Origin of the sequence: Paraburkholderia suaedae, from assembly GCF_040812055.1 — a bacterium.
Classification (GTDB): domain Bacteria; phylum Pseudomonadota; class Gammaproteobacteria; order Burkholderiales; family Burkholderiaceae; genus Paraburkholderia.
The window spans coordinates 13435-33609 of record NZ_JBFOAH010000026.1; the positions used below are offsets into that span (position 1 = coordinate 13435).

Annotated in this window: 15 protein-coding genes; 5 read left to right on the top strand and 10 right to left on the bottom strand. The window is 65.7% G+C overall.

The features are described from left to right. Both ABQJ48_RS28530 and bluB read left to right on the top strand, forming a co-directional pair. Entirely contained in the window at positions 1 to 1353 is a 1353-nt protein-coding gene (locus tag ABQJ48_RS28530; protein WP_367841306.1) for a cobyrinic acid a,c-diamide synthase CobB, read from the top strand. After that, a complete protein-coding gene (bluB, locus tag ABQJ48_RS28535; RefSeq protein WP_367841307.1) occupies positions 1337 to 2032 on the top strand; it encodes a 5,6-dimethylbenzimidazole synthase in 696 nt (231 codons plus the stop codon). The genes ABQJ48_RS28530 and bluB overlap by 17 nt, the downstream gene beginning before the upstream one ends. Positions 2033 to 2042: 10 nt before the next feature. Here the strand turns inward: bluB and ABQJ48_RS28540 are convergent, their stop codons facing one another. From ABQJ48_RS28540 to ABQJ48_RS28565, 6 genes are all read right to left on the bottom strand, one after another. Next, a complete protein-coding gene (locus ABQJ48_RS28540; RefSeq protein ID WP_367841308.1) occupies positions 2043 to 2639 on the bottom strand; it encodes a DUF4136 domain-containing protein in 597 nt (198 codons plus the stop codon). A 32-nt stretch (positions 2640 to 2671) separates the two neighbouring features. Next, positions 2672 to 5191, bottom strand: coding sequence for a CHASE2 domain-containing protein (locus tag ABQJ48_RS28545; RefSeq protein WP_367841309.1), 2520 nt, complete (start codon positions 5189 to 5191; stop codon positions 2672 to 2674). 66 nt (positions 5192 to 5257) lie between these two features. Next, positions 5258 to 6673, bottom strand: coding sequence for a FecR family protein (locus ABQJ48_RS28550; RefSeq protein WP_473094204.1), 1416 nt, complete (start codon positions 6671 to 6673; stop codon positions 5258 to 5260). A 35-nt stretch (positions 6674 to 6708) separates the two neighbouring features. Continuing rightward, on the bottom strand, positions 6709 to 7446 hold the full coding sequence (locus tag ABQJ48_RS28555; RefSeq protein WP_367841310.1) for a response regulator transcription factor: 738 nt from the start codon (positions 7444 to 7446) through the stop codon (positions 6709 to 6711). 728 nt (positions 7447 to 8174) lie between these two features. Continuing rightward, positions 8175 to 11717 carry a DEAD/DEAH box helicase gene (locus tag ABQJ48_RS28560; protein WP_367841311.1) on the bottom strand — a complete coding sequence of 1181 codons (3543 nt, stop codon included), beginning with the start codon at positions 11715 to 11717 and terminating at the stop codon, positions 8175 to 8177. A 652-nt stretch (positions 11718 to 12369) separates the two neighbouring features. Continuing rightward, positions 12370 to 12639: a DUF4148 domain-containing protein gene (locus tag ABQJ48_RS28565; RefSeq protein ID WP_367841312.1), complete on the bottom strand. Its 270-nt coding sequence runs from the start codon at positions 12637 to 12639 to the stop codon at positions 12370 to 12372. A 262-nt stretch (positions 12640 to 12901) separates the two neighbouring features. On the opposite strand from ABQJ48_RS28565, the gene ABQJ48_RS37905 reads away from it, so the two are divergent. After that, positions 12902 to 13294, top strand: a complete 393-nt coding sequence (locus ABQJ48_RS37905; RefSeq protein ID WP_473094202.1) for a hypothetical protein — start codon at positions 12902 to 12904, stop codon at positions 13292 to 13294. Between the two features lie 207 nt (positions 13295 to 13501). Here ABQJ48_RS37905 and ABQJ48_RS28575 read toward each other — a convergent pair whose 3' ends face one another. From ABQJ48_RS28575 to ABQJ48_RS28590, 4 genes are all read right to left on the bottom strand, one after another. After that, positions 13502 to 14278, bottom strand: coding sequence for a DeoR/GlpR family DNA-binding transcription regulator (locus ABQJ48_RS28575; protein WP_367841313.1), 777 nt, complete (start codon positions 14276 to 14278; stop codon positions 13502 to 13504). A 64-nt stretch (positions 14279 to 14342) separates the two neighbouring features. Then, a complete protein-coding gene (gene pdxA, locus ABQJ48_RS28580) occupies positions 14343 to 15344 on the bottom strand; it encodes a 4-hydroxythreonine-4-phosphate dehydrogenase PdxA (protein ID WP_367841314.1) in 1002 nt (333 codons plus the stop codon). 49 nt (positions 15345 to 15393) lie between these two features. Then, on the bottom strand, positions 15394 to 16656 hold the full coding sequence (locus ABQJ48_RS28585) for a four-carbon acid sugar kinase family protein (RefSeq protein ID WP_367841392.1): 1263 nt from the start codon (positions 16654 to 16656) through the stop codon (positions 15394 to 15396). Then, positions 16656 to 17651, bottom strand: coding sequence for a 2-keto-3-deoxygluconate permease (locus tag ABQJ48_RS28590; protein WP_367841315.1), 996 nt, complete (start codon positions 17649 to 17651; stop codon positions 16656 to 16658). Before ABQJ48_RS28590 ends, ABQJ48_RS28585 begins: the two co-directional genes overlap by 1 nt. 545 nt (positions 17652 to 18196) lie before the next feature. On the opposite strand from ABQJ48_RS28590, the gene ABQJ48_RS28595 reads away from it, so the two are divergent. Beyond that, positions 18197 to 19264 carry an ABC transporter substrate-binding protein gene (locus ABQJ48_RS28595; RefSeq protein ID WP_367841316.1) on the top strand — a complete coding sequence of 356 codons (1068 nt, stop codon included), beginning with the start codon at positions 18197 to 18199 and terminating at the stop codon, positions 19262 to 19264. A gap of 16 nt (positions 19265 to 19280) precedes the next feature. Beyond that, positions 19281 to 20135 (top strand): ABC transporter permease, encoded by an 855-nt coding sequence (locus ABQJ48_RS28600; protein WP_367841317.1) that lies wholly within the window; start codon positions 19281 to 19283, stop codon positions 20133 to 20135. Positions 20136 to 20175: the final 40 nt, after the last annotated feature.

The following is a 20175-nucleotide window of genomic DNA, read 5'->3' on the forward strand; positions in this document are numbered from 1 at the left end:
ATGCCCGCGCCCCGCGATGAGACATCCGTCGGAGCGTCCCCCGAAGGGTCGTCGGCCGGAGCCTGCCCTGCGCTGTTCATCAGCGCCCCCGCTTCCGGGCAAGGCAAGACCACCATCACGGCCGGTCTGGCACGCTATCATCGACGGCTGGGACGGCGCGTGCGGGTCTTCAAGACCGGCCCGGACTTTCTCGACCCGATGATCCTCGAGCGCGCAAGCGGTGCGCCGGTGTTTTCGCTCGACTTGTGGATGGTCGGCCAGGCCGCCTGTCGCACTCTGCTCGCGCAGGCGGCGGCCGAGTCCGATCTGATTCTGATCGAAGGCGTGATGGGGCTGTTCGACGGCACCCCGAGCAGCGCGGATCTGGCCACGGTCTTCGGTGTGCCGGTGCTGGCGGTGATCTCCGCCACGGCGATGGCGCAGACCTTCGGGGCAGTCGCGTTCGGCCTCGCACGCTTTCGGCCGCAGGTGCCGTTTTACGGCGTGCTCGCGAATCGCGTCGGCTCCGCGCGCCATGCGCACATGCTCGAGGAAGCACTGCCACCCGACCTGCGCTGGTGCGGACACATCGCGGCGAGCGATGAAATCGCCTTGCCCGATCGCCATCTGGGCTTGCACCAGGCGGCCGAGATCGACGATCTGGACGCGCGCCTCGAGCGCGCCGCCGATACGCTCGAAGCGACCGCGCTGGCCACGTTGCCGCCGCCGGTCCACTTCGGCGCAGCGGTGCCGCAAGTGCTGCCGCGTCTGCTGGAAGGCGAGCGGATCGCGATTGCCCGCGATGCGGCGTTTTCGTTCGTCTATCCGGCGAACGTCGCGTTGCTGGAAGCGCTCGGCGCACACATCGACTACTTCTCGCCGCTCGCCGACGAAGCAGTGCCCGCCGACGCCCACGCGCTCTACCTGCCCGGCGGTTACCCCGAACTGCACGCGACGACCCTCGCCGCCAACACGCGCAGCGCCGCGTCGATCCGCGCGCACGCGGGCGCCGGCAAAACCATCGTCGCGGAATGCGGCGGCATGCTCTACCTGCTGGAGCGATTGACCGACACGCAGGGCGCCAGCACGCCGATGCTCGGCCTGCTGCCGGGCCACGCGACGATGCAAACGCGCTTCACCGCACTCGGCATGCAGCAGATCGACAGCCTGCACGGGCCGCTGACCGGGCACACGTTTCATTACTCGACGCTGAACACCTCGCTCGTGCCGCTGCGTTCGGCCACGCGGGCGCACAGCGACGCGCCCGGCGAGGCGCTCTACCGCGCGGGCTCGATCGTGGCGACATACATGCATGCTTATTGGCCCTCCAACCCGGCCTTCACGGCCGCACTCTTCCATGGCGAAGCCTTTTAACGACTTCGAGCGCGACGCGGTTTATCGCGCCATCTACGAGCGGCGCGACATGCGCCATTTCGTGCCCGGCGCGGTCGATTCCGTCGTGCTGCGGCGTCTGCTCGATGCCGCGCATCACGCCCCGAGCGTCGGCTATATGCAGCCGTGGCGAATCGCGCGCATCACGGACCCGGCGCTGCGCACGGCGTTGCACGCAACGGTCGAAAGCGAACGGCTCGCCACCGCCGACGCGCTCGGCAAACGCCGCGACGAGTTCATGAAGCTGAAAGTGGAAGGCATGCTGGAGTGCGGCGAACTTTTGGTGATCGCGCTGATGGACGGGCGCGAGCAGCATATCTTCGGGCGCCGCACCTTGCCGGAGATGGACCTCGCGTCGGTCGCGTGCGCGATCCAGAACATGTGGCTGGCTGCGCGCGCCGAAGGCCTCGGCATGGGCTGGGTGTCGCTGTTCGACGTCGACGCGGTGCGCGCGCTGCTGCACATGCCCGCAGGCGCGCGACCGGTGGCGATTCTGTGTCTCGGCCACGTGGAGAGGTTTTACAGCGAGCCGATGCTGGAAACCGAGCGCTGGGCGAGCCGCCTGCCGCTCGCCGATTGCGTGTTCGAGAACCGCTGGCCCGAAGCTCAAGCCGACACAAGCGCCGACGCCGAACCCGACACCGACGTCACCGCGCCATAGCGCCTGCTTGTCACGGTGCCAGCGGCTTCACCGACACCACCATCGGCACGCCGCTAGCCTTGTCCGGCTGGAGTTTCACGCGCCAGTCGTGCGGCGCGTCGAACGGAAACCTGGCGAGCGCGCTTTTCACGAGCATCGGCATGGCATGCGACGGATCAGCATCGCGATCGGCGATGACCGCGCTGACCTTGTAGCGCTCCTCGCCGCCCGGGCGCTCGAAAAACCGCAGCGTCAACGAATGCCGGTACGCGGGTCCTCCGAACAGCGAGACCGGCACATCCGGCTTCGGACACTCGCGCGGCGCGCAATCGCCCGCGCTCACGCCGACCGCAAGCGGCCGCGTGTCGTAAGCGATCGATAGCAAAAAGTGCGCGGGCTGGCCCGCCGCATCGACGAAGCCGCGCCTCGCCAGCTCGTCGCGCAGCAGCGCCTCGAACCGCGGATGCTCCGCGCTCGCGTCCTGCGACGGCAAGCGCGCGATCGTGTAGGTCGGCTCGCCTTGCAGCGCGGCTGCGGGCGTCGCGGTGTGCACGTCCGCGTTCAAACCCGCGCAACCGGCGAGACTCGCCGCAACCAGCGCGGCAGACAGGAGGGCGACTTTTGGCATCTTCTCGCTTCGATTAGCTACGTGTTGACAGGTCATGAACGCAATGCGCGCGATGCGTAGGAGTGCGCGTCCTCCAGCGCCGGCAGCCAGACCGTGAACGCAGTGCCCTCGCCGGGCGCGCTGATGACATCGACATCGCCGCCGTGGCGCGTGACTACGGTCTTGACGAACGCCATGCCTAAGCCCGCCCCGCCCACCTCCGGCCGCTGCGTCGTATGAAAGCGGCGAAAGCGCTCGAACAGCCCCGCCTGCTGCTCCTTCGGAATCCCGTAGCCCTGGTCGCGGATCGTGCATGACACGCGCCGCGCGGCGCCGGGCACGGTGGCCGGGCTCGGGCTCGAGCTTGCGAGGCTGCACACGATGTGCGTATCCGGCGGACTGTACTTGACCGCGTTGTTCAGGATGTTGACGAGCGCGCGCGTCATCAGCGAGCGGTCGGCGCAGACCCAGTGGCCGTCGTCGGCATCGGCATCGCCAAGAGGGTGCGTCTGCAGCGAGATGCGCTTGGCGTGCGCTTGCGGCCAGACTTCGTCGCTGGCGTCCATGAGGAGCAGGCTCAGGCTCACCGGTTCGAGCACATAAGCCTGCGATTCTGCGCGCGCCAGTTGCACGAAGTCGTCGGCGAGCGTCAGCGCGCGTTGCGCATAGCGTTCGATGCGGCCCAGCAGATCGCGCGCCAGCGCCGGTTCGGCGCGGCCGCGCTCCATTTCGACGAGCGCCAGAATCGACGCCTGCGGCGAACGCATGTCGTGCGACAGCAGCCGCAACGCATCTTCCCGTTGACGCTCGGCCGCATGCAAGGCCGACACGTCGACGAGACCCGCGATCCAGCCGGTGGTCTCGCCTTGAGCATTGGTGCACGTTGCGTAGCGCAGCAGATGATCGCGCTCGTCGGCGTCGCGTACCTCGACGCCGTGCGCCATGAGCGCGGCAAATTCGCCGCGCGCCGGATCGAGCAGCGCCGGCCAGTGGGCATGCGCGTAGACGTTGCGTTCGGCATCCGATGCCGCGACCGGGTCTGTCGCGGCCAGGTCTATGGTCTTGACGAGCGTCAGACCGGCGAGCACCGTCTGCATGGGCCGCCCTTCCGGCGACGGCGCGCGCAGCCGTGCGAAATGCGCCTTCGCGGCATGATTGGCGATCAGCACCACGCCTCGCACGTCGCTCACGAGGATCGGCTCGGGCACGCTGTCGAGGCTATCCCAGACGAAGCGCTTCATGTCCTGCACGCGCTGCGCGGCTTGCGCCATCAGCGCCATATGCTGTTCCAGCACATCGCCGCCGAACTCGCGGCGGCGCTGCGGCGTTTCCGGCAACAGACGCGGCTCGTCGGCGAGACGCTGGAGTTCTTCGCGCAGATACGCCATCGTCATTTCGAGGCGCCGCCAGTTCCAGATCGGATAGACGACCACCAGCCCGGCGAGCGCCGGCACCGGCGACATCCAAAGCCGCGCGCCGTAGAGCGCCGCGGCGCTGGCGGCCGCCGCCAAAAGCGCCAGCGCGCCGGTCAGCAGCAGCGAACGGCGCGGCGACAACACCAGGAACCCGGCCAGCAGCGCGGCGAGCGGCGCGAGCGACGCCGCCAACACCAGCCCGCGGGCGGCCGGCTCGATCTCGCGGCCGCTGATCAACGCGTCCAGCACGTTTGCGTGGATATACACGCCGGGCAGCGGGCCCAAGCGGCCGGACACGGGGGTCGCGAAACGATCGTACAAGCCGGACGCACTGACGCCGATCACGACGATGCGGCCGTGCAACTGGTCGGCCGGCACATCCCCCGCGAGCACGCGCGCGAAGCTAAGCCTCGGGTAGGTCTGGGCGTTGCGCCCGAACGGAATCAGAAAGCGGCCTTCGCCACCGTCGTCGCGGACGGCCTGGCGCGCCGCCTGGCCGCCGGGGATCTGCCGCTGTGGCGGCGCATTGGTGTGAAGCGCGCCACGTTCGACCGCATCGGCGACCGGCACCATCAACTGCGGCCAGCGCGAACCGTCGTCGCCCTCGAACCTGGCGACGCTGCGAACAATGCCGTCGCTATCCACCTCGAAATTGATGTGACCGAGAGCCGCTGCAGCGCGCGCAAGCGGCGCGACCGGTTCGACCAGGACGCGGCGGCCTGCATTGTCGGGCGGAGTGAGCAGCACCGGCAGATAGGTCGGGCTCAGCGCGACCGCGTGCGCGAGTTGGGCGTCGTCGGCATTGGGTTCGGTGAACAGCACGTCATAGATCACCGCGGCGGGCCTCGCCTTCGCGAGCTGTTCGAGCAGCTTCGCATGGACGCTGCGCGGCCAGGGCCAGCGCCCGAGCTGGGCGATGCTCGCGTTGTCAATTTCGACCACCACGATATCGGGCAGCAGGGACGGCGCGCGCAGACTCAGAAAACGGTCGTACACCAGTTGATCGACGCTCGCGCTCAGACGGCCCAGCGACGCGAGCAGAATCACTACCACGCCCAGCCCGCCGATGCCGATCCATTCGATCACGAAGCGCCGGCCGGCGCGTCGGCCGAGACGGGCTCGCGGATCGAGACTCAGGCGCGTAGACATGATCGGCAAGAGAATGTGGGGTTCAGGGTCAGGGAGCGGGCCGGCTGGTGCGCCGGCCACGTGAATCTACCAGCGTCAGCGCGCCAGCGTAAATGAGCGGACCGCACTGTTCGTCTGGTAGAAGCGGCCGTTTTCGAATTGCTCCGCGACGATCGTCCAGTAGTAGACGCCGGCCGGCAGGTCGGTGAGCACGAGCTGGCCGCCCGACAGATCGGTGCGGTCGACGATCGGATCACGCAGATCGGATGCCGTGGCCAGCACGAAACGCAAACGCGTCTCGACGTTGCGGCGGCTGCTGACGAGCCAGCGGAATTCGTAGTCGCGGCTGCCGGCGCGCGGTGCGGCCGACGCCTCCACCCCGAGCTGGCGCCGCTCGAACGCGTATACCTGCGGCAGACCGTCGAGTCCGTTTGCGGCGGTCGCGGCGATCCGCACAAAGTAGGTGCCGTCGGGCAGATCGCCGAAATCGGCATGCGGCGCGGCGACCCGCTGGTCGTGGATCAGGTCGAGCTGATCGGCGTCGCGCGAGATCTGCACGCGGTAGCCGAGCGCGTGTTCGGCTGGCACGAGATCGAACGCGACCGTTTTGCCGTCCTGCACCCTGGCCGGCTGCGAAAGCGCGGGCGCGGCAAGCAGCTCGACCGGATCGCCGATTGCGCCACCCGAGCGCGTGACATTGCCGAAGCTCGCCTTGACGAGCCGCTCGGATGCTTGCAGCGGCACACCGGGTAGCGGCCCCGGCTCGCGGCCGCGCTGCCCGAGCGGGTCCACGCCGACCGCGCCGTCGAGCACCGCGACCGCGGTGGTCTGCGCGTCGCCGCTATAAGCGACCTTGAAACGCGTGCCGCGCACGCCCGCCACCACCGACGGCGAGCGGATCTGGAAGCGGTCGTCCGGCCTGACAGCATGCGTGACCTGGCTTTCTACCTCGCCCTGGCGCAATGTGAACACACGATCACTGGCCCCGGTCAGCGCGGTGCGCCGCAGTTTGCCGATGTCGAGCGCGCCGTCCTGCGTGACGGTCACATGCGAGCCGTCCGGCAGCTCGAGTGTGATGAAGCCGTTCGGCCCGGTGCGGATGCGGTCGCCTTCGACGAGCATCGTGGACGCCATCACCGGCACATAGGCGTTCTTGCCGAACGCGTGCTCGGCCGGACCGCTGGTCGCCACCACGCGAGCCGCCTGTGGGTCTTGCCGGAGTTTGCGGGCCGGCAGACGCAGCACGATGCCGGCCGGCATGCGGCGCGGCGCGCACACGTGGTTCAGGCGGCTCAATAACGCCCAGTCGGCTGCATCGTCGAGATAACGGCTGGCGATGTCGTACAGCGAGTCGCCCTCGCGCGTGGTGTACGCAACGTAGGCGGGCGCACTGGCTTTATCGCGTGGCTTGAGCGCGCCTGACGCCGGCGGCTGGGCCAGCGCGGCACCGCACCAGCTCATCGTGACGAGGCCGGCCATCGCCAGCCAGCCGGCCGCACGCCGGAGCTGCATGACGCCGGCGCACACTGCTACCTGCGGGGAGCGGTTCACGCCGGTCCCGCTTGCGAAGCGTCGTCGGCGGCTGCCGGCGGCTCGGCGGCCTCGATGCGTTCAAGCCGGTAGCCATAACCGTAGATCGGCGTGAGACGATAGCCGTGCTCGGGCCGCAGCCCGAGCTTGCTGCGCAGCATCGACATGTGGGTGTCCATCGTGCGTGAGGGAATGTCGGTCGCCTGCTTCCAGATCACGTCGAGAATGTGTGCGCGAGACAAGGGCCGGCTCAGGTGCTGGAACAGCAGCAGTGCCAGCTCGAACTCCTTCTGCGTGACGGCGACTTTCTTGCCATGCACGAGCACGTGCTTGGTGCCCAGATCGAACTCGAATTCGCCGAACACTTCTTTCGACGCGGGCGACTTGAGGTAATAAGCGCGGCGCAACAGCGAACCGACGCGCGCGAGCAGCACCGGGGCCGACACGGGCTTGACCAGATAGTCGTCGGCGCCGGTGTTGAGGATGGACGTCATATCGGTTTCGCGGGCGCGGCTGGTCATGAACAGAACCGGTAAGCGCAGCGAAAGGCTGTCGCGCACCCAGCGCAGCACCTCTTCGCCTGACATGTCGGGGACGTTCCAGTCGAGCACGAGCAAATCGAAAGTCTGGCGCCGCAGCTGCCGCACGAGCTCGCGCCCCGCGTCGTAAGCGTGACAGACATGACCCGCTGCCGACAACGTTTGGCAAACCAGATCGGCCTGAGCCGAATCGTCATCCAGAACCGCAATTCTCATAAAACCCCGCAACGCGACATCGTAATTCGTAACTGGTGGCCGGCGTGCCGGCAAACGACCGCGGTGGCAGCGCCAACACCCACGATCGAGCTTCAGATTCCAACTCCAACTGACGCTCTTTTGCCTTGTGGCCGTCTTGCCGTGCCCTTCCCTCATGGCTCTTTAGCGCTCTCTTTGCGGTATCTCGAAATGACCGCACCGGCGCACTTTGCCAGTTCAACTATTCGGGTCAGCTAATCATAGTCGAAATCGGCTGCCATTTTCCGGGCCCTCGGCAGCGACTACACCCTCTCGGGCGCCGCTTGCAGCATTCTCGTTGCGATCGTCCAAGCTTGGTCCGCAGTTGAATCCGACGTAAAGGTCGTCGCTCTTGCCGTGCGGCCTCGCGCTCGCGCGGTAATTCGCCCGACTGCTCATCTCAATTCAGGCGTTTCCCATTTGCAGCACTTCGATTTAACAATTGGCACGCCAGTATAAGAATAGTCCCAAGATAAATCGTTTAAACATTGTTAAATTTGCAGAGGCGATTGTCTAACCAGGTACATCTCGTAATAGACGTTTATTCAGGATAAGGAAGTCGATGACGTAACGGCAGCCCCCCGAATGGGTTGGTCTCACAGTAGAGGCTTTTTAGAAGCGGACAGGAGAGCGCCGCGGCGCTCTGCGAAGCCTTCGAAAACGCTGCGCGCGGCCGCCTGGCGACGGCGCGCGCGCAGACCTTGAGTCGCTCAGCGGCCGCCTTCGATTTCCGGCATCGGTGCGAACAATGCGTCGAGGTCGTCGTCGGAGAACTTCGCGGCGCCCGCGGCATCTTCGGAGAGAATGCTGTCCGCGAGCCCGGCCTTCTGTTCCTGCAATGCCACGATCTTTTCTTCAATACTGCCCGCGGCAATCAGCTTGTAGACGAACACCGGCTTGTCCTGCCCCAGCCGATGCGCGCGGTCCGTCGCCTGGTTCTCGGCAGCCGGGTTCCACCATGGGTCGTAGTGAATCACCGTATCGGCCGCGGTCAGGTTGAGGCCCACGCCGCCCGCCTTGAGGCTGATCAGGAACAGGGGCACGTCGCCCTTCTGGAAACGCTGCACGGGCGTGATGCGATCGGCCGTGTCGCCGGTCAGCGTCAGGTAGGGAATCGCGGCCTGGTCGAGCGCTTCGGCGATCAGCGACAACATGCCGGTGAACTGCGAAAACAGCAGGACGCGGCGCCCTTCCTCGATCAGCTCCGGCAGCATCGACAGCAACAGATCGAGCTTGGCCGAACGCATCGTGCGGGCGCTCCTGTCGAGCTTGTCCGTCCTGTCGCGCATGGTGGCGGGCACCTCGGCCGGCGGGTTGGCCGCACAGTCCGATGACGCATTCGTCGCGCAAGTCTGCGCCGCCGTGCCGGCCTGTGCGCCTGGTTTCAGCGTTCTCACCAGCCGTGGATCGCAACACACCTGGCGCAGCTTCAGCAACGCGTCGAGCACGATGATATGGCTGCGCGCGAGCCCTTGCGCGCTGACCGCCGCGCGCACCCTCTCCTGCATCGCCGTGCGTACGGTTTCGTAAAGATCGCGCTGCGCACCCTCCAGATCGACGGAACAGACGATAGTCGTTTTAGCCGGCAATTCCTTCGCGACCTCGTCCTTGCGACGCCGCAGCATGAACGGCCGGATGCGGCGCGCGAGCAGCGCGCGGCGCACGCCATCGCCGTTCTTTTCGATGGGACTGCGCCAGCGCCGCGTGAAGTCTTTCTGGCTACCGAGAAACCCCGGCAACAGAAAGTCGAACTGCGACCACAACTCGCCAAGGTGATTCTCCAGCGGCGTGCCCGTCAAACACAGCCGATGCCGCGCGCGCAAGCCGCGGATTGCCTGTGCGGCCTTGGTGGTCGCATTCTTCACGTACTGCGCCTCGTCGAGAATCAGCAGGTGATACTCATGTTCCGCGAGGACTTTCTGGTCGCGCCACAGCAGCGCGTAGGTCGTCAGAATCAGCTCATGTTCGCCGATTAGCTCGAAACGCTCCTTGCGCTGCGGGCCGTTCAGCACCAGCACTGTCAGCTCGGGAGCGAAGCGCCGCGCTTCCTCGCGCCAGTTGTGCACGAGCGTGGTCGGCACGACGATCAGCGCCGGGCGGGTCAGGCGCCCCGCTTCCTTCTCCGCGAGAATGTGCGCGAGCGTCTGCACGGTCTTGCCCAGACCCATGTCGTCGGCGAGCACGCCGGCCAGGTTTTGTTCGCGCAGAAACTGCATCCAGTTCAGGCCCTGGTGCTGATACACGCGCAGTTCGGCTTTCAGACCGCGTGGCACGGGCACTTCGCGCAGACCCGGACCGGCTTGCAGGCGCTGCGCGAGCTGCCGGATCGAATCGTCGCCGCGAAATTGCCAGCGACCGGTCTCGCCGAGCGCGTCGAGCCGGCCGGCGTCGACCGACGGCACGCGCAGCGGCGCGCCTTCGGCCAGCGTGCCCCCGAGCGAGTCGAACAGGTCGACCAGCACCCGCACTACCGGCTTCAGACGATCGGCGCGCAAGCGCAGCCGCTTGTTTTCCTCGGTCTTGAGTTCGATCGGTTCGTGATCGGCGATGCTCTCAAGCGCGCCGCTCAGCCAGCGGCGGTCGCGCCGGAACAGGTCGGCGAGCAGCGGTTCGAGCCGCACGTTGCGCTCGCCGACGCGAATGCCCATCTCCAGATCGAACCAGCCGTCGCCGGCCTGATGCGCAGTGCCGTCGATCGCATCGATCTCGATCACGTTGTAGCGGAACTCGGGCGCCATCGTCACGCGCCAGCCCTTCGCGATCAGGTCCGGCACCGCGTCGTTGACGAAGCCGGACCACGCATCGGTGTCGGGCAGACCGAGCATCGCGTCGGGCAACAGGCGCGACGCGCGCAGGTTGCGAGTCGGCACCTTCTGCAGACCAGTCTTGCGCAGTTCCAGCAGGCGCTTCTTCTCGGCGTCGTAGCGCCGACGGATGTGGATGACGTCGCCGCCTGGCATCGGCACCAGCGTAACGCTACTGTCGACGTTGATGCTCACACCGTCGTAGTCGAAGCTCACGCCGGCCAACTCTACCGCGTCGGTCTTGCGCTGCCCTGCTCTCGCGGCCGACGGGACCACGTGACTGTCGAGCGTCAAGACCGGCACCGGCTCGACGTCGATCACCCGAATCGCGGACGCTTCGTGAGTTGGCGGCAGCGGCAAGCCGGGCGCGATTTCGCGCAATACCGATGCGACGAGCGGCGCCTCGGCAAGCGAGATCGGCGGCATGGCGAGGTAATCGGGCAACTGCTGGAACGGCAGCGTCGACTGCACGATGCCGGCTTCGTTCGCGACGCCGTCGACGTACCAGACGGGCTCGGTCGGCAGAACCATCGTCGCGCGCGGTTCCGTGCGCAGCACCGGCCGCAGGCGCTGGTCGGCGAGCGGCTCCCACTCGATGCGCCCCGGCCGGTCGGCGGCGCGCGACAGCGGCGTCGGGCCGTCAAGACCGCGCGCGGGCGTGAACTCGAAGAACAGGCGGCCCGTGGCAATCAGCTTTTGCAGCATCTCCGCGCCGCTCGTGCCGCGCAGGATGAACTGGCCGAAGTCCTCGCGCGAGCGGCCGAGCCATAGGCCGCGCAGGATCGACAGGTCCTCGTCGGACACGAATTTCGGTTGCTTGAGCAGCGCCGCTTCGACGTTGCTCCACGGCTCGTCGACTTCGACGATCGCGCCTTCGGCATTGCAGCGCGCACGGTACAGCACGACCTCGTGGCGCTTGTGAAAGTCGGACCAGTTCAGCCGGTACGCCAGCGTGTGGGCGCGCGCGGCCTGCGAATGATGCGCGAGCGCATCGGCGGCTTCGGCGCGCGCGCGAAAACGCTCGAGCCAGCTCACCAGTTCAGGGCGCACACCCGACGGTGGGTCCAGCGCCGCGCCAGGCCTGTTCGAGCGAGCCGGCCGGCTCTCTGCCTCGCGATGCTCGCGATTCTCCTGATTCTCTTGATCCACACCGATGATGTGGTCCATCTCGTCGTGATACTCGAGTTCGGCGAGCAGGAGCGCCGCGACATGCTTGCAGTTGCGCCCGACCGGGCACGTGCAGTCGCTTTGCGCCCATGGCGAGCCGCCATCGGTACGGAAGCGGACCCTCGTGCGGTAGGGCCGCGCTTGCGTGCCCTGCACGTCGCCGCTAAGCATGGCGCCGTGCCATTCCACATGGGTCACGGCGCCCACCGAGCGCGCCTTGGCGACGGTGTGGTCGCCCAGCCATTGGGCAATCCGTTCGCGATCAAAGAAAACTGACGACATCAGCGTCCATTCCTATTCAAGCCGGCGAAGGCAATCGTGCGCGGACCGGACGGGCGCGGCATTCGCGCGGACGCGACGGGCCACGCAATTCTGTGCGCGTGCGATTGCCTGTGATAGCCGGCCATTTTACGCGTTGGACGGGATCGGGTTTGGGGGTGGGTTCGGGGGTCGGTTCGGGATCGAAACGAACTGATGCGGGTTGTCTGGACCGGGACGGGCGTTGGACCGCGCGAGGCCAGTCGTCCATTCGATGTTTGCGACAGGGCGAACTGCCCTACCGCGTCAGGGCTCGCTGGGCCGGGCGTGCCACACTTTTGCGCTGCGCACGACGCAGGCGGAGCAAGTGATTTTGTTGCCCGATGCGCGTGGCAAGGTACGCGACATTGAGCGGGCCTATTTCCAATGCCACGTTAGTCCTTCTGCCATTCTGGCCGGTCGCGGCTTTTTCATTAGTTCTACGAAGTACGGGACCATCACCGCGCTCGCCTGTCTCTCGATAGTGGCCGTGCTCAGATTACGTGCACGTTCGAGGTTCACGCGTGCCCATTACCGCTCGTTGCCAGTCCAAAGCGGAAACAGCCTCCCCCGCGCTCGGGTCGAAAGTTCGACAGCCAAAGGCGCGCGTTCCGCTCGCACACCCGGTCCGGATGCTTCAATTGGCGTTGCCCGCTGGCGCCCTGCCGCTCGCGACGCGGCTCGCAGCCGCTGCCTGCGCGGCGAGCGCCATCTTGTGCTTTGCGACTTGTTGCGCAAAGACCGGGTTGACATCCGGATACGATGCGTCGGTGATGTAATCGAGTCCGTTCTGTTGCGCCTCGATCAATTCCTGGTAGACCTGGGCACGTGTCTTGCCTTGAGCAAACGCGCTCGCCGAACCGGCGACAAAGACAACGGACAACGCGGCAATTGCGAGCTTCTTCATGATCGACTCCTGAGAGTGTTGTGCGGGATCGCATCACGAAGAACCAGGGACTGGCGGCTTTTATTCCGGCTTAAGCGGCATGAAAAAACATAGCTGGAAAGCGGAATAAAAGCGTCCGCGCGATGGTTTGACGCGATAAGCGGCCAACGTGTGTCGATCAGCGAACATGAGTTGCAGGCGTAGGTGGACGTCAGGCTGCCCGACGAACGCGTTTCGACGTGGAACACGCGATCGGACACAAGCCGGAATGGCGGGCAACTTCATGCGGGCGACTACAGCGAGTCATTTCGGCCCGCTTGCGGCGATCGGCTGCGAAATCGCGCTCGCCGATCCGAACGACGCTGCTTCGGTGGCGCGCGCGATGGACGGTGCCCGCGCGGTGCAGATTGTGTGTCCGGTGCCGCGTGCGCACGACGTGCTTCGGCGCGCGGGGCTCAGCGAGCAGCACGCGCGGCTGATCGCGGATCGGTATGACGCGCACAACGCGGGCCGTATCGACGTCGACCCGGAGGCCGGCGAGCGGCGCTTCTGCGCCCACGCTTGCCTAGGGGCTTCGCGGGTTGTTGGCGTCCCACGGCAGTGCAGCGTCAAGTCGCTGACCGGCAACCGTCACGGAGACAACGCATGCAGAACTCTTCACTGCCGCGGTCATTGACCAAAGCCGAAGCGCCACCCGCACGACCGCGAGGCACGGAAGTGCGCCGGCACACGTGAACGACGACGTGCGCAGTTGGCCGGTAGTTTAATCTGCAGTACTACTGGAATGGATTAGCTAGCGCGCGCTTCACGACATGCTCAACACGATGCCCGACAGCAACGACGACTTCAACGTATTCTGAAGGCATCCCAGGCGCTGCGGGCGCTATACCCCCGGCGCCAGTTCGATGGTCACCTCTTCGCGTTCGCGAAACGGAGCGAGCGTGGTGTCGTCCGCCAATGACGACGTTATAAGGAGCCATTCACGCTGTAGCGGCGTCCAGTGCTGCTGACGCGCGCGGCCGAGCTTGGACGAATCGGCGAGTACGATGACTTCCGCGGCGCGCGCAGCGATACATTCTTTCAGATACGCCTGCTGTACCGACGCCTCGCACAGACCGAATCCCGCTACGACGCCATCTGCACCGAGGAACGCGATATCGACGGTCAGCCGGCCGAGCACAAGCTCGGCAAGCGGTCCGAGCGTGCTCATGCTCGAACTGCGCAATTCTCCGCCGATCAGCGTGAGCCGCACGCCCGGCGCATTCGCGAGCGACATCATCGCGAGCAGGTTGTTCGTCACTACATGCAGGTCTTTGCGCGTGCCCAGATGCCGCGCGAGCGCGGCGCAGGTCGTACCCCCGTCGAGCAGCACCGTATCGCCCTCACGAACGTGTGCCGCCGCCGCCTGCGCGATCGCTTCTTTCTGTTCGCGCTGCGTCGCCTTGCGTTCTTCGAGCGATGCTTCCGGCTCGTGCATACCGAGCAGCGCAGTGGCGCCCCCAAACGTGCGCACGAGCCGCCGCTGCCCCGCGAGCGTGGTCAAGTCCCGCCGGATGGTCGCTTCCGATACACCCAGCGCGGCGCACAACTCTTCGACGTTGGCGTCGCGGGTACGGACGAACTCGAGAATGGCCTGATGGCGGTCAGTCGTTTTTTTCACTTCCAGAGCAGCGTCAAAAAGGGGGCCTCAATCTTACATGACCCTCGCGCGCCTGGCGGCGGCGTCAGTGACGGCGCGTCGCCAGTTCCGCGCCCTGGCGCAACGCTTCGAGCATGCTGCCTTCGTCGACGACACCCTTGCCGGCGATGTCGAAGGCGGTCCCGTGATCGACGGAAGTACGGATTACTTGCAGTCCCACGGTCACGTTCACGCCCGCTTCGAGGCCAAGCACCTTGACAGGACCGTGCCCCTGGTCGTGATACATCGCCACCACCAGATCGAAGTCGCCCCGGCCTGCCCGGAAGAACAGCGTATCGGCAGGCAGCGGGCCGGTGACGTCGAGTCCGCGCTCCTGTAGCAGCTTGACGGCGGGAATGATCTTCTCCTCTTCCTCGCCATAACCGAACAGGCCGTTTTCGCCCGCATGCGGATTGATGCCGCACACACCGATGCGCGGCTTCTCGATGCCCGCCTTCACGAGCGTCGCATGGCCACGTTCGATGGTCCGTTGCACGAGCCCTGGCTCGATCTTGCGGATTGCGTCGATGATGCCGATATGCGTCGTCACATGAATCACACGTAGTTGCGGCGCGACGAGCATCATGGACACTTCGTCGACGCCCGTCAGATGCGCAAGCATTTCGGTGTGGCCCGGATACTTGTGGCCCCCCGCATGCAGCGCCTCCTTGTTGAGCGGCGCGGTGCAGATCGCGTCGATCTTGCCCGCCTGCGCAAGCTCCGCGGCTCGCCTGACGTACTGGTACGCCGCATCGCCCGCCACAGCCGACAGTTGTCCGAACGGCAGGTCATCGGGAATCAGGCCGAGGTCGATGCAGTCGATGACGCCCTGCTCGTAGCGCGCTTGTGCGGCGTCCTCTATGCGGCGAACGTTCATCGCACCGCCGACAATCGCGTTGGCGCGTTCGAGCCGCCTTGCGTCGCCGATCACGAGCGGACGGCATTGCGCATAGACCGACGGATGCGCCAGGCTCTTGACGATGACTTCCGCGCCCACGCCGGCTGCATCGCCCATCGTGATGCCGATTACAGGAAGATAGTTGCTCATGATGTGATCTCGTTAACGGTCAGGGTGTGCTTCTGTTCATTCATAGGCGTCAGTGTGGTGCGGCACTTGGCCCGGCTTCATTGCGCAGGGTTCGCCACGCCGCATACAGCGCGTGGTCCGAACCGAAGGCGCCTGCCTTCGTCACGATACCGGGCAGATGTGCGCGCGTTGCGTCGAGCGGTCGCGCGACGGCCACGCCGGCTTCGACTTCGGCCAACAGATGCAGGTTACTGATGCGCGCGGCAGCAAGCATCGCACGTGCGGTCTCGCCCCCGGTCGCGATCAGGCCGCCCGTCTTCGTGAAGTGCGGCTCGACGAGTCGAGCGAGCGCGGTCGATAGGTGCATGCCTTCCGCGGGATCGAACGCGTCGTCGCGGCCAATGCGCAGCAGCAGATCGGCGCGCGCCCGCAAAGAGGCGGCAATCTGTTCCTGCCACGTGCACCAGTCAGGATGGCTCGCACCTTCGCGAAGTACGACCGGCGGCACGACCAGTTCTTCGACGCCACCGCGCTCGCGCAGCATTGCACACTGACGCTCGCTCACCGCCGACAGGCTGCCGACGACAATCAGGATGGGTCCACCGGGAAATGGGGCGTTGTCGTTGCGGCTCGCGTCGCCTGTGTGTTTGCGCGGATCGAGTGCCGCGATCTCACGCGCGAGCCCTCCCGAGCCGACCCAGAACAACTTCGCGTTGCTTGGCAGTGTGGCGCGGGCAAGCGCGCGCAGCGCCTCTTCCGTCTGCGCGTCGACAATCAGCGCCTGCACGCCGCGTTCGGCCATTGCGTCGATGCGCGCGGCGAGCGTTTCCGGTTCATCACGCAAAGCGTCGGCGTCTAACCGCTGCGACGTCAGGCCCGCTGCGCTGAGCTGCACGGCGATGTCCGCGCAGCGCTCGGCGTGCTCGAGCTGCCACGTCATAGTCTGTTCGAGCGGCTCACCATGCACATAGACGCGGCCGTCCCGCACCGTGCGTCCCGCGGCGGGAAACGCGGGCGCGACGATCGCCATGCCCGCCAGCGCCTGAAGCCCCGCCACTTCCGCGGCCCAGTTGCCTCGCAACGTCGAATCGATCTTCTTGTAAAGCCGCTGGCCCGGCGCGCTCATCTGCGCGTACGCCGCCGCAGTGTGTCTTGACGCTTGCTCGGGCGTGAGACGGCGCGTATCGGTGTCGACGGCGATCGTGTCAGCGCCTTCATGCGCACTCGCGCGCGACGCTTGCAGCGTGACGACAGTACGGTGCCCGGCGCCCGCGAATCCGATCGCGCAGTCCGCGGCACCTGACAGGTCGTCCGCGATGATCAGCAACTTCATCATGCCAGCTCCCGGCGATTCTCCGTGCGCGCGGCTTCCTGCCGCCGCTGATAGCGCCTGGCGATGGCCGAGGTAAGGATCGGCGCCAGGATCGCCGTCACGACGACGCTCGCCGCGACCAGCAGCGTCGCGCTTTGCGCAGCTGCCTTGTAGACCGGATTGGCCGCGGCAACGAGCGCCGGTACGGCCGCGGCGTTACCCGCCGTACTGGCCGCGGCCACCCCGGCGACGCCCGTGCCGCCCGTCACGCGATCTGCGAAATACAACGGAATGCCGGTGACGATCACGACCGCGATCCCCAGCCCGATCCCCAGCAGCCCCGCCTGCCACACCTTGTGCAGATCGAGACTCGCGCCGAGCGCCAGCGCAAAAAACGGAATCATCACAGGGACCGCCTTGGCGAGAAACGCGCGCATGTCGCGATCCAGATTGCCCAGCAGCATGCCCAATGCGAGCGGCAGAATGCTGCCGACAAGCGTCTGCCAGGGAAATGCCGACAGGCCTGCGACGCCCAGCGTCACCATCGTCAGGAACGGGCCCGATTCGAGCGACATCAGCGTGTACGCGCCGGCGTCTTCCGATCGGCCGTACTGGCCCATCAGCGCCATGTACAGGCCACCGTTGGTGTCGTTCATCGCGGCGACGACGGCCAGCGTCGAGATCCCGGCAAAGAGTCCGGAAGCAACCGGCTGCTCGCCGAGGAAATGCCCAAGAATCACGCCGACGGCCACGGCCGCGCCCACTTTGGTAAGCAGCAGCGCGCCGCCCTTTTTCACCAGATAGGGGGTTGCTTTCACATCGATGCTCGCGCCCATGCATACGTAGAAGACGGCGAGGATCGGCAGCGCGCCCGTGAACAACGCGCTGGTGAACGATCCGAAGAATTTCGGCATACCCGGAAGGAAGGTCGCCACCAGCGAGCCGACAAGCAGAGGCACGATCATCATGCCGCCGGGAACGCGCTCGATCGAGCGTTTGATGGGAATCTGGACCATGCATGTCTCCTGTTTTATTCATCAAGGCGATTGCACAAGGCCCTACCCGCGCGATCGCCGCAAAATGATCGTTTCAATCAGCGTTAAGTGTAGTACTGCAGCTTTGATTGCGCAAGTCGATCATTTAAGTGATCGATTCGATCATATGGACGAACACGGCGACACATAGGTAACCATGGAAGGCACGGCACAGGACCGGCAACCTGAGCGCAAAAAATGACCGTCTCGCGCAATCTGATACCGACCCCGGCGCGTTTCTGGAACGTTCGGATGGAGGGGTCAGAACGGCGTGACGACGGCCAGCGAGTTCGCGCTTGCATCGACGATCGAGGTCCGTGCGCAAGTCTTCACATCCTTCATCCGGCCGTATTACCTGGTAGTCCGAACCGTCGCCATGTGCGCACACGGACAGCGGGTTCGAACTACTGCAGCTTTTCTTATCAGGAATGATTGGTTGGATTCCAGCCCACGCAACCCTAACGTGGTGCCAGTGATCACCTCACTGCACCGTTGGTGTCCCCCTTTCATTCGACCGGTATTGCCGCATGCCCTATTCTCGTCTGCTGAAATCTTTCTTCGCCGTGGCGACGCTGTCGCTTGCCGCGGTTCACGCGTATGCCGACAAGCCGGCGGTGATTCGCATCGGCATCGCGCAACAAGGCAACGGCGATCCACCGACCTTCGGTGGGTCGCCGGCAGCCACCGTCCAGTTGCAGCAGTCGCTCGAAAAAGAATTCGCCGCTGACGGCATCAAGGTGCAATGGCTGTTCTTCAAAGGAGCCGGCCCCGCGGTCAACGAAGCGATCGCCAACAAGTCGCTCGACTTCGCCTACCAGGGCGATTTGCCTTCGGTACTCGGCCGCGCCAACGGCCTGAAGACGCACCTGCTGCTCGCCTCGGGCGTGCGCGGTGGCATCAAGATCGCCGTGCCAGCGGATTCGGACGTGCGGTCAATAAAAGACCTTAAAGGCCGGCGCGTGTCGATCTTTCGCGGCACCAATCTCCAACTGGTCGCGGACAATGCGCTCGCCGCCAATCAGCTCGACGAGCGCGATCTGCGCGTGATCAATCTCGATTCCGCGAGTTCGCTCGCCGCATTGGCGTCCAAAGGGATCGATGCGGCAGTCAACGACTACCATTTGTACAAGCTGCGCGACGAGGGCCTCGCGAAAATCGTCTACGAGTCGCAGAACGATGGGCCGCAATTCACCCGCCAGGCGCATCTGCTCGTACTCGACGACTTCGATCATGAGCATCCGGATATCGTGCAACGCGTCGTCGACGTGGTCGTCAAAGGCGCGCAATGGTCGTCCGACGAAGCCAACCGCGACGCGCTCTTCAAGCTGTGGGCGAAAAGCGGCGTGCCCTATTCGTCCTGGCAGGCCGAGTTCGCGAATCAAAGCCTGAAAGTGCGCAACTCGCCGTTGATCGACCCGTTCATCGTCGCGCGCTATAAAGCGGTCGCCGCCGATGCGCTGAAACTCAAGCTGATCCGTCAACCGGTCCAGGTCGACGGCTGGTTCGAGACCAGGTATCTCGACAACGCACTGCGCGCGCAGAAACTCGACCACTACTGGACGCGTTACGACGCCGCCGGTAAGCCGCTCAGCTAATCCGGAAGCCTTCACGATGAGCGAAACCCTACTCCATGTCGAGCGCGAAGGGCTCGGCCACGCTGCCGCGGCGCCGCGCGTGCCGCTCTATGGCAAGGCACGCTTGCGCGCTCTCGCCTGGCGGCTCGCGCCGGGCGTATTGCCCGCCGTGCTGCTCGGCCTGTGGGCAGTGGGCTGTGCGAGCGGCTGGATCGCGCCGCAGATCCTGCCGCCGCCCGAGCGCGTCTTCGACACGTTCGTCGGGCTCGCGAGAAGCGGCGACCTGCTCAGCAATACGCTGATCAGTGTGCAACGCGTTTTGATCGGCTTTGCCGCCGGCACGCTGCTCGGTTTTGCGCTCGGCGCGGCGCTCGGTCTGTCGCGCACCCTCGAAGCCTACGTGTTGCCAGCTTTCAATGCGCTCGTGCAGATTCCGGTACTGGGCTGGCTGCCGTTTCTGCTGCTGCTCGTCGGCGTGGGTGAGCCGCTCAAATACATGCTCATCGCGCATGCCGCACTCGTTCCTGTGACGTTGAGCACGCTACAAGGATTCCGCCAGACACCTGCCTCGCTCGATGAAGTCGCTCGCGTCTTCCAATACAACGGCTGGCAACGCATCTTCTATCTCGTCGTGCCTGCTGCGGTGCCGACACTCGCCACCGGCTTGCGGCTCGCGTTGACCAAGGCCTGGCTCACGCTGGTGGTCGTCGAACTGATGGCCTCTTCTGAAGGGCTCGGCTATCTGATCGTCTATGGGCGGCAGCTCTTTCAGCTCGACCTGGTGATGGCGTCGGTGGTGGTGGTCGGCGCGATCGGTTACGCGATGAACCGTTCGCTCGACGCACTCGAAGCCCGTTTGCGGCGCGGTCAACCGTCGGCGTTTCGCGGGTAGTGGTGCAAAACGCCGACATGCACGGCCTATGAGGTATCTA

Excerpts from the sequence above, each read along its gene's own strand:
- ABQJ48_RS28530 (WP_367841306.1), top strand. The coding sequence starts at position 1 with ATGCCCGCGCCCCGCGATGAGACATCCGTCGGAGCGTCCCCCGAAGGG.
- bluB (WP_367841307.1), top strand. The coding sequence starts at position 1,337 with ATGGCGAAGCCTTTTAACGACTTCGAGCGCGACGCGGTTTATCGCGCC.
- ABQJ48_RS28540 (WP_367841308.1), bottom strand. The coding sequence starts at position 2,639 with ATGCCAAAAGTCGCCCTCCTGTCTGCCGCGCTGGTTGCGGCGAGTCTC.
- ABQJ48_RS28550 (WP_473094204.1), bottom strand. The coding sequence starts at position 6,673 with ATGCAGCTCCGGCGTGCGGCCGGCTGGCTGGCGATGGCCGGCCTCGTC.
- ABQJ48_RS28555 (WP_367841310.1), bottom strand. The coding sequence starts at position 7,446 with ATGAGAATTGCGGTTCTGGATGACGATTCGGCTCAGGCCGATCTGGTT.
- ABQJ48_RS28560 (WP_367841311.1), bottom strand. The coding sequence starts at position 11,717 with ATGTCGTCAGTTTTCTTTGATCGCGAACGGATTGCCCAATGGCTGGGC.
- ABQJ48_RS28565 (WP_367841312.1), bottom strand. The coding sequence starts at position 12,639 with ATGAAGAAGCTCGCAATTGCCGCGTTGTCCGTTGTCTTTGTCGCCGGT.
- ABQJ48_RS37905 (WP_473094202.1), top strand. The coding sequence starts at position 12,902 with ATGCGGGCGACTACAGCGAGTCATTTCGGCCCGCTTGCGGCGATCGGC.
- pdxA (WP_367841314.1), bottom strand. The coding sequence starts at position 15,344 with ATGAGCAACTATCTTCCTGTAATCGGCATCACGATGGGCGATGCAGCC.
- ABQJ48_RS28585 (WP_367841392.1), bottom strand. The coding sequence starts at position 16,656 with ATGAAGTTGCTGATCATCGCGGACGACCTGTCAGGTGCCGCGGACTGC.
- ABQJ48_RS28590 (WP_367841315.1), bottom strand. The coding sequence starts at position 17,651 with ATGGTCCAGATTCCCATCAAACGCTCGATCGAGCGCGTTCCCGGCGGC.
- ABQJ48_RS28595 (WP_367841316.1), top strand. The coding sequence starts at position 18,197 with ATGCCCTATTCTCGTCTGCTGAAATCTTTCTTCGCCGTGGCGACGCTG.
- ABQJ48_RS28600 (WP_367841317.1), top strand. The coding sequence starts at position 19,281 with ATGAGCGAAACCCTACTCCATGTCGAGCGCGAAGGGCTCGGCCACGCT.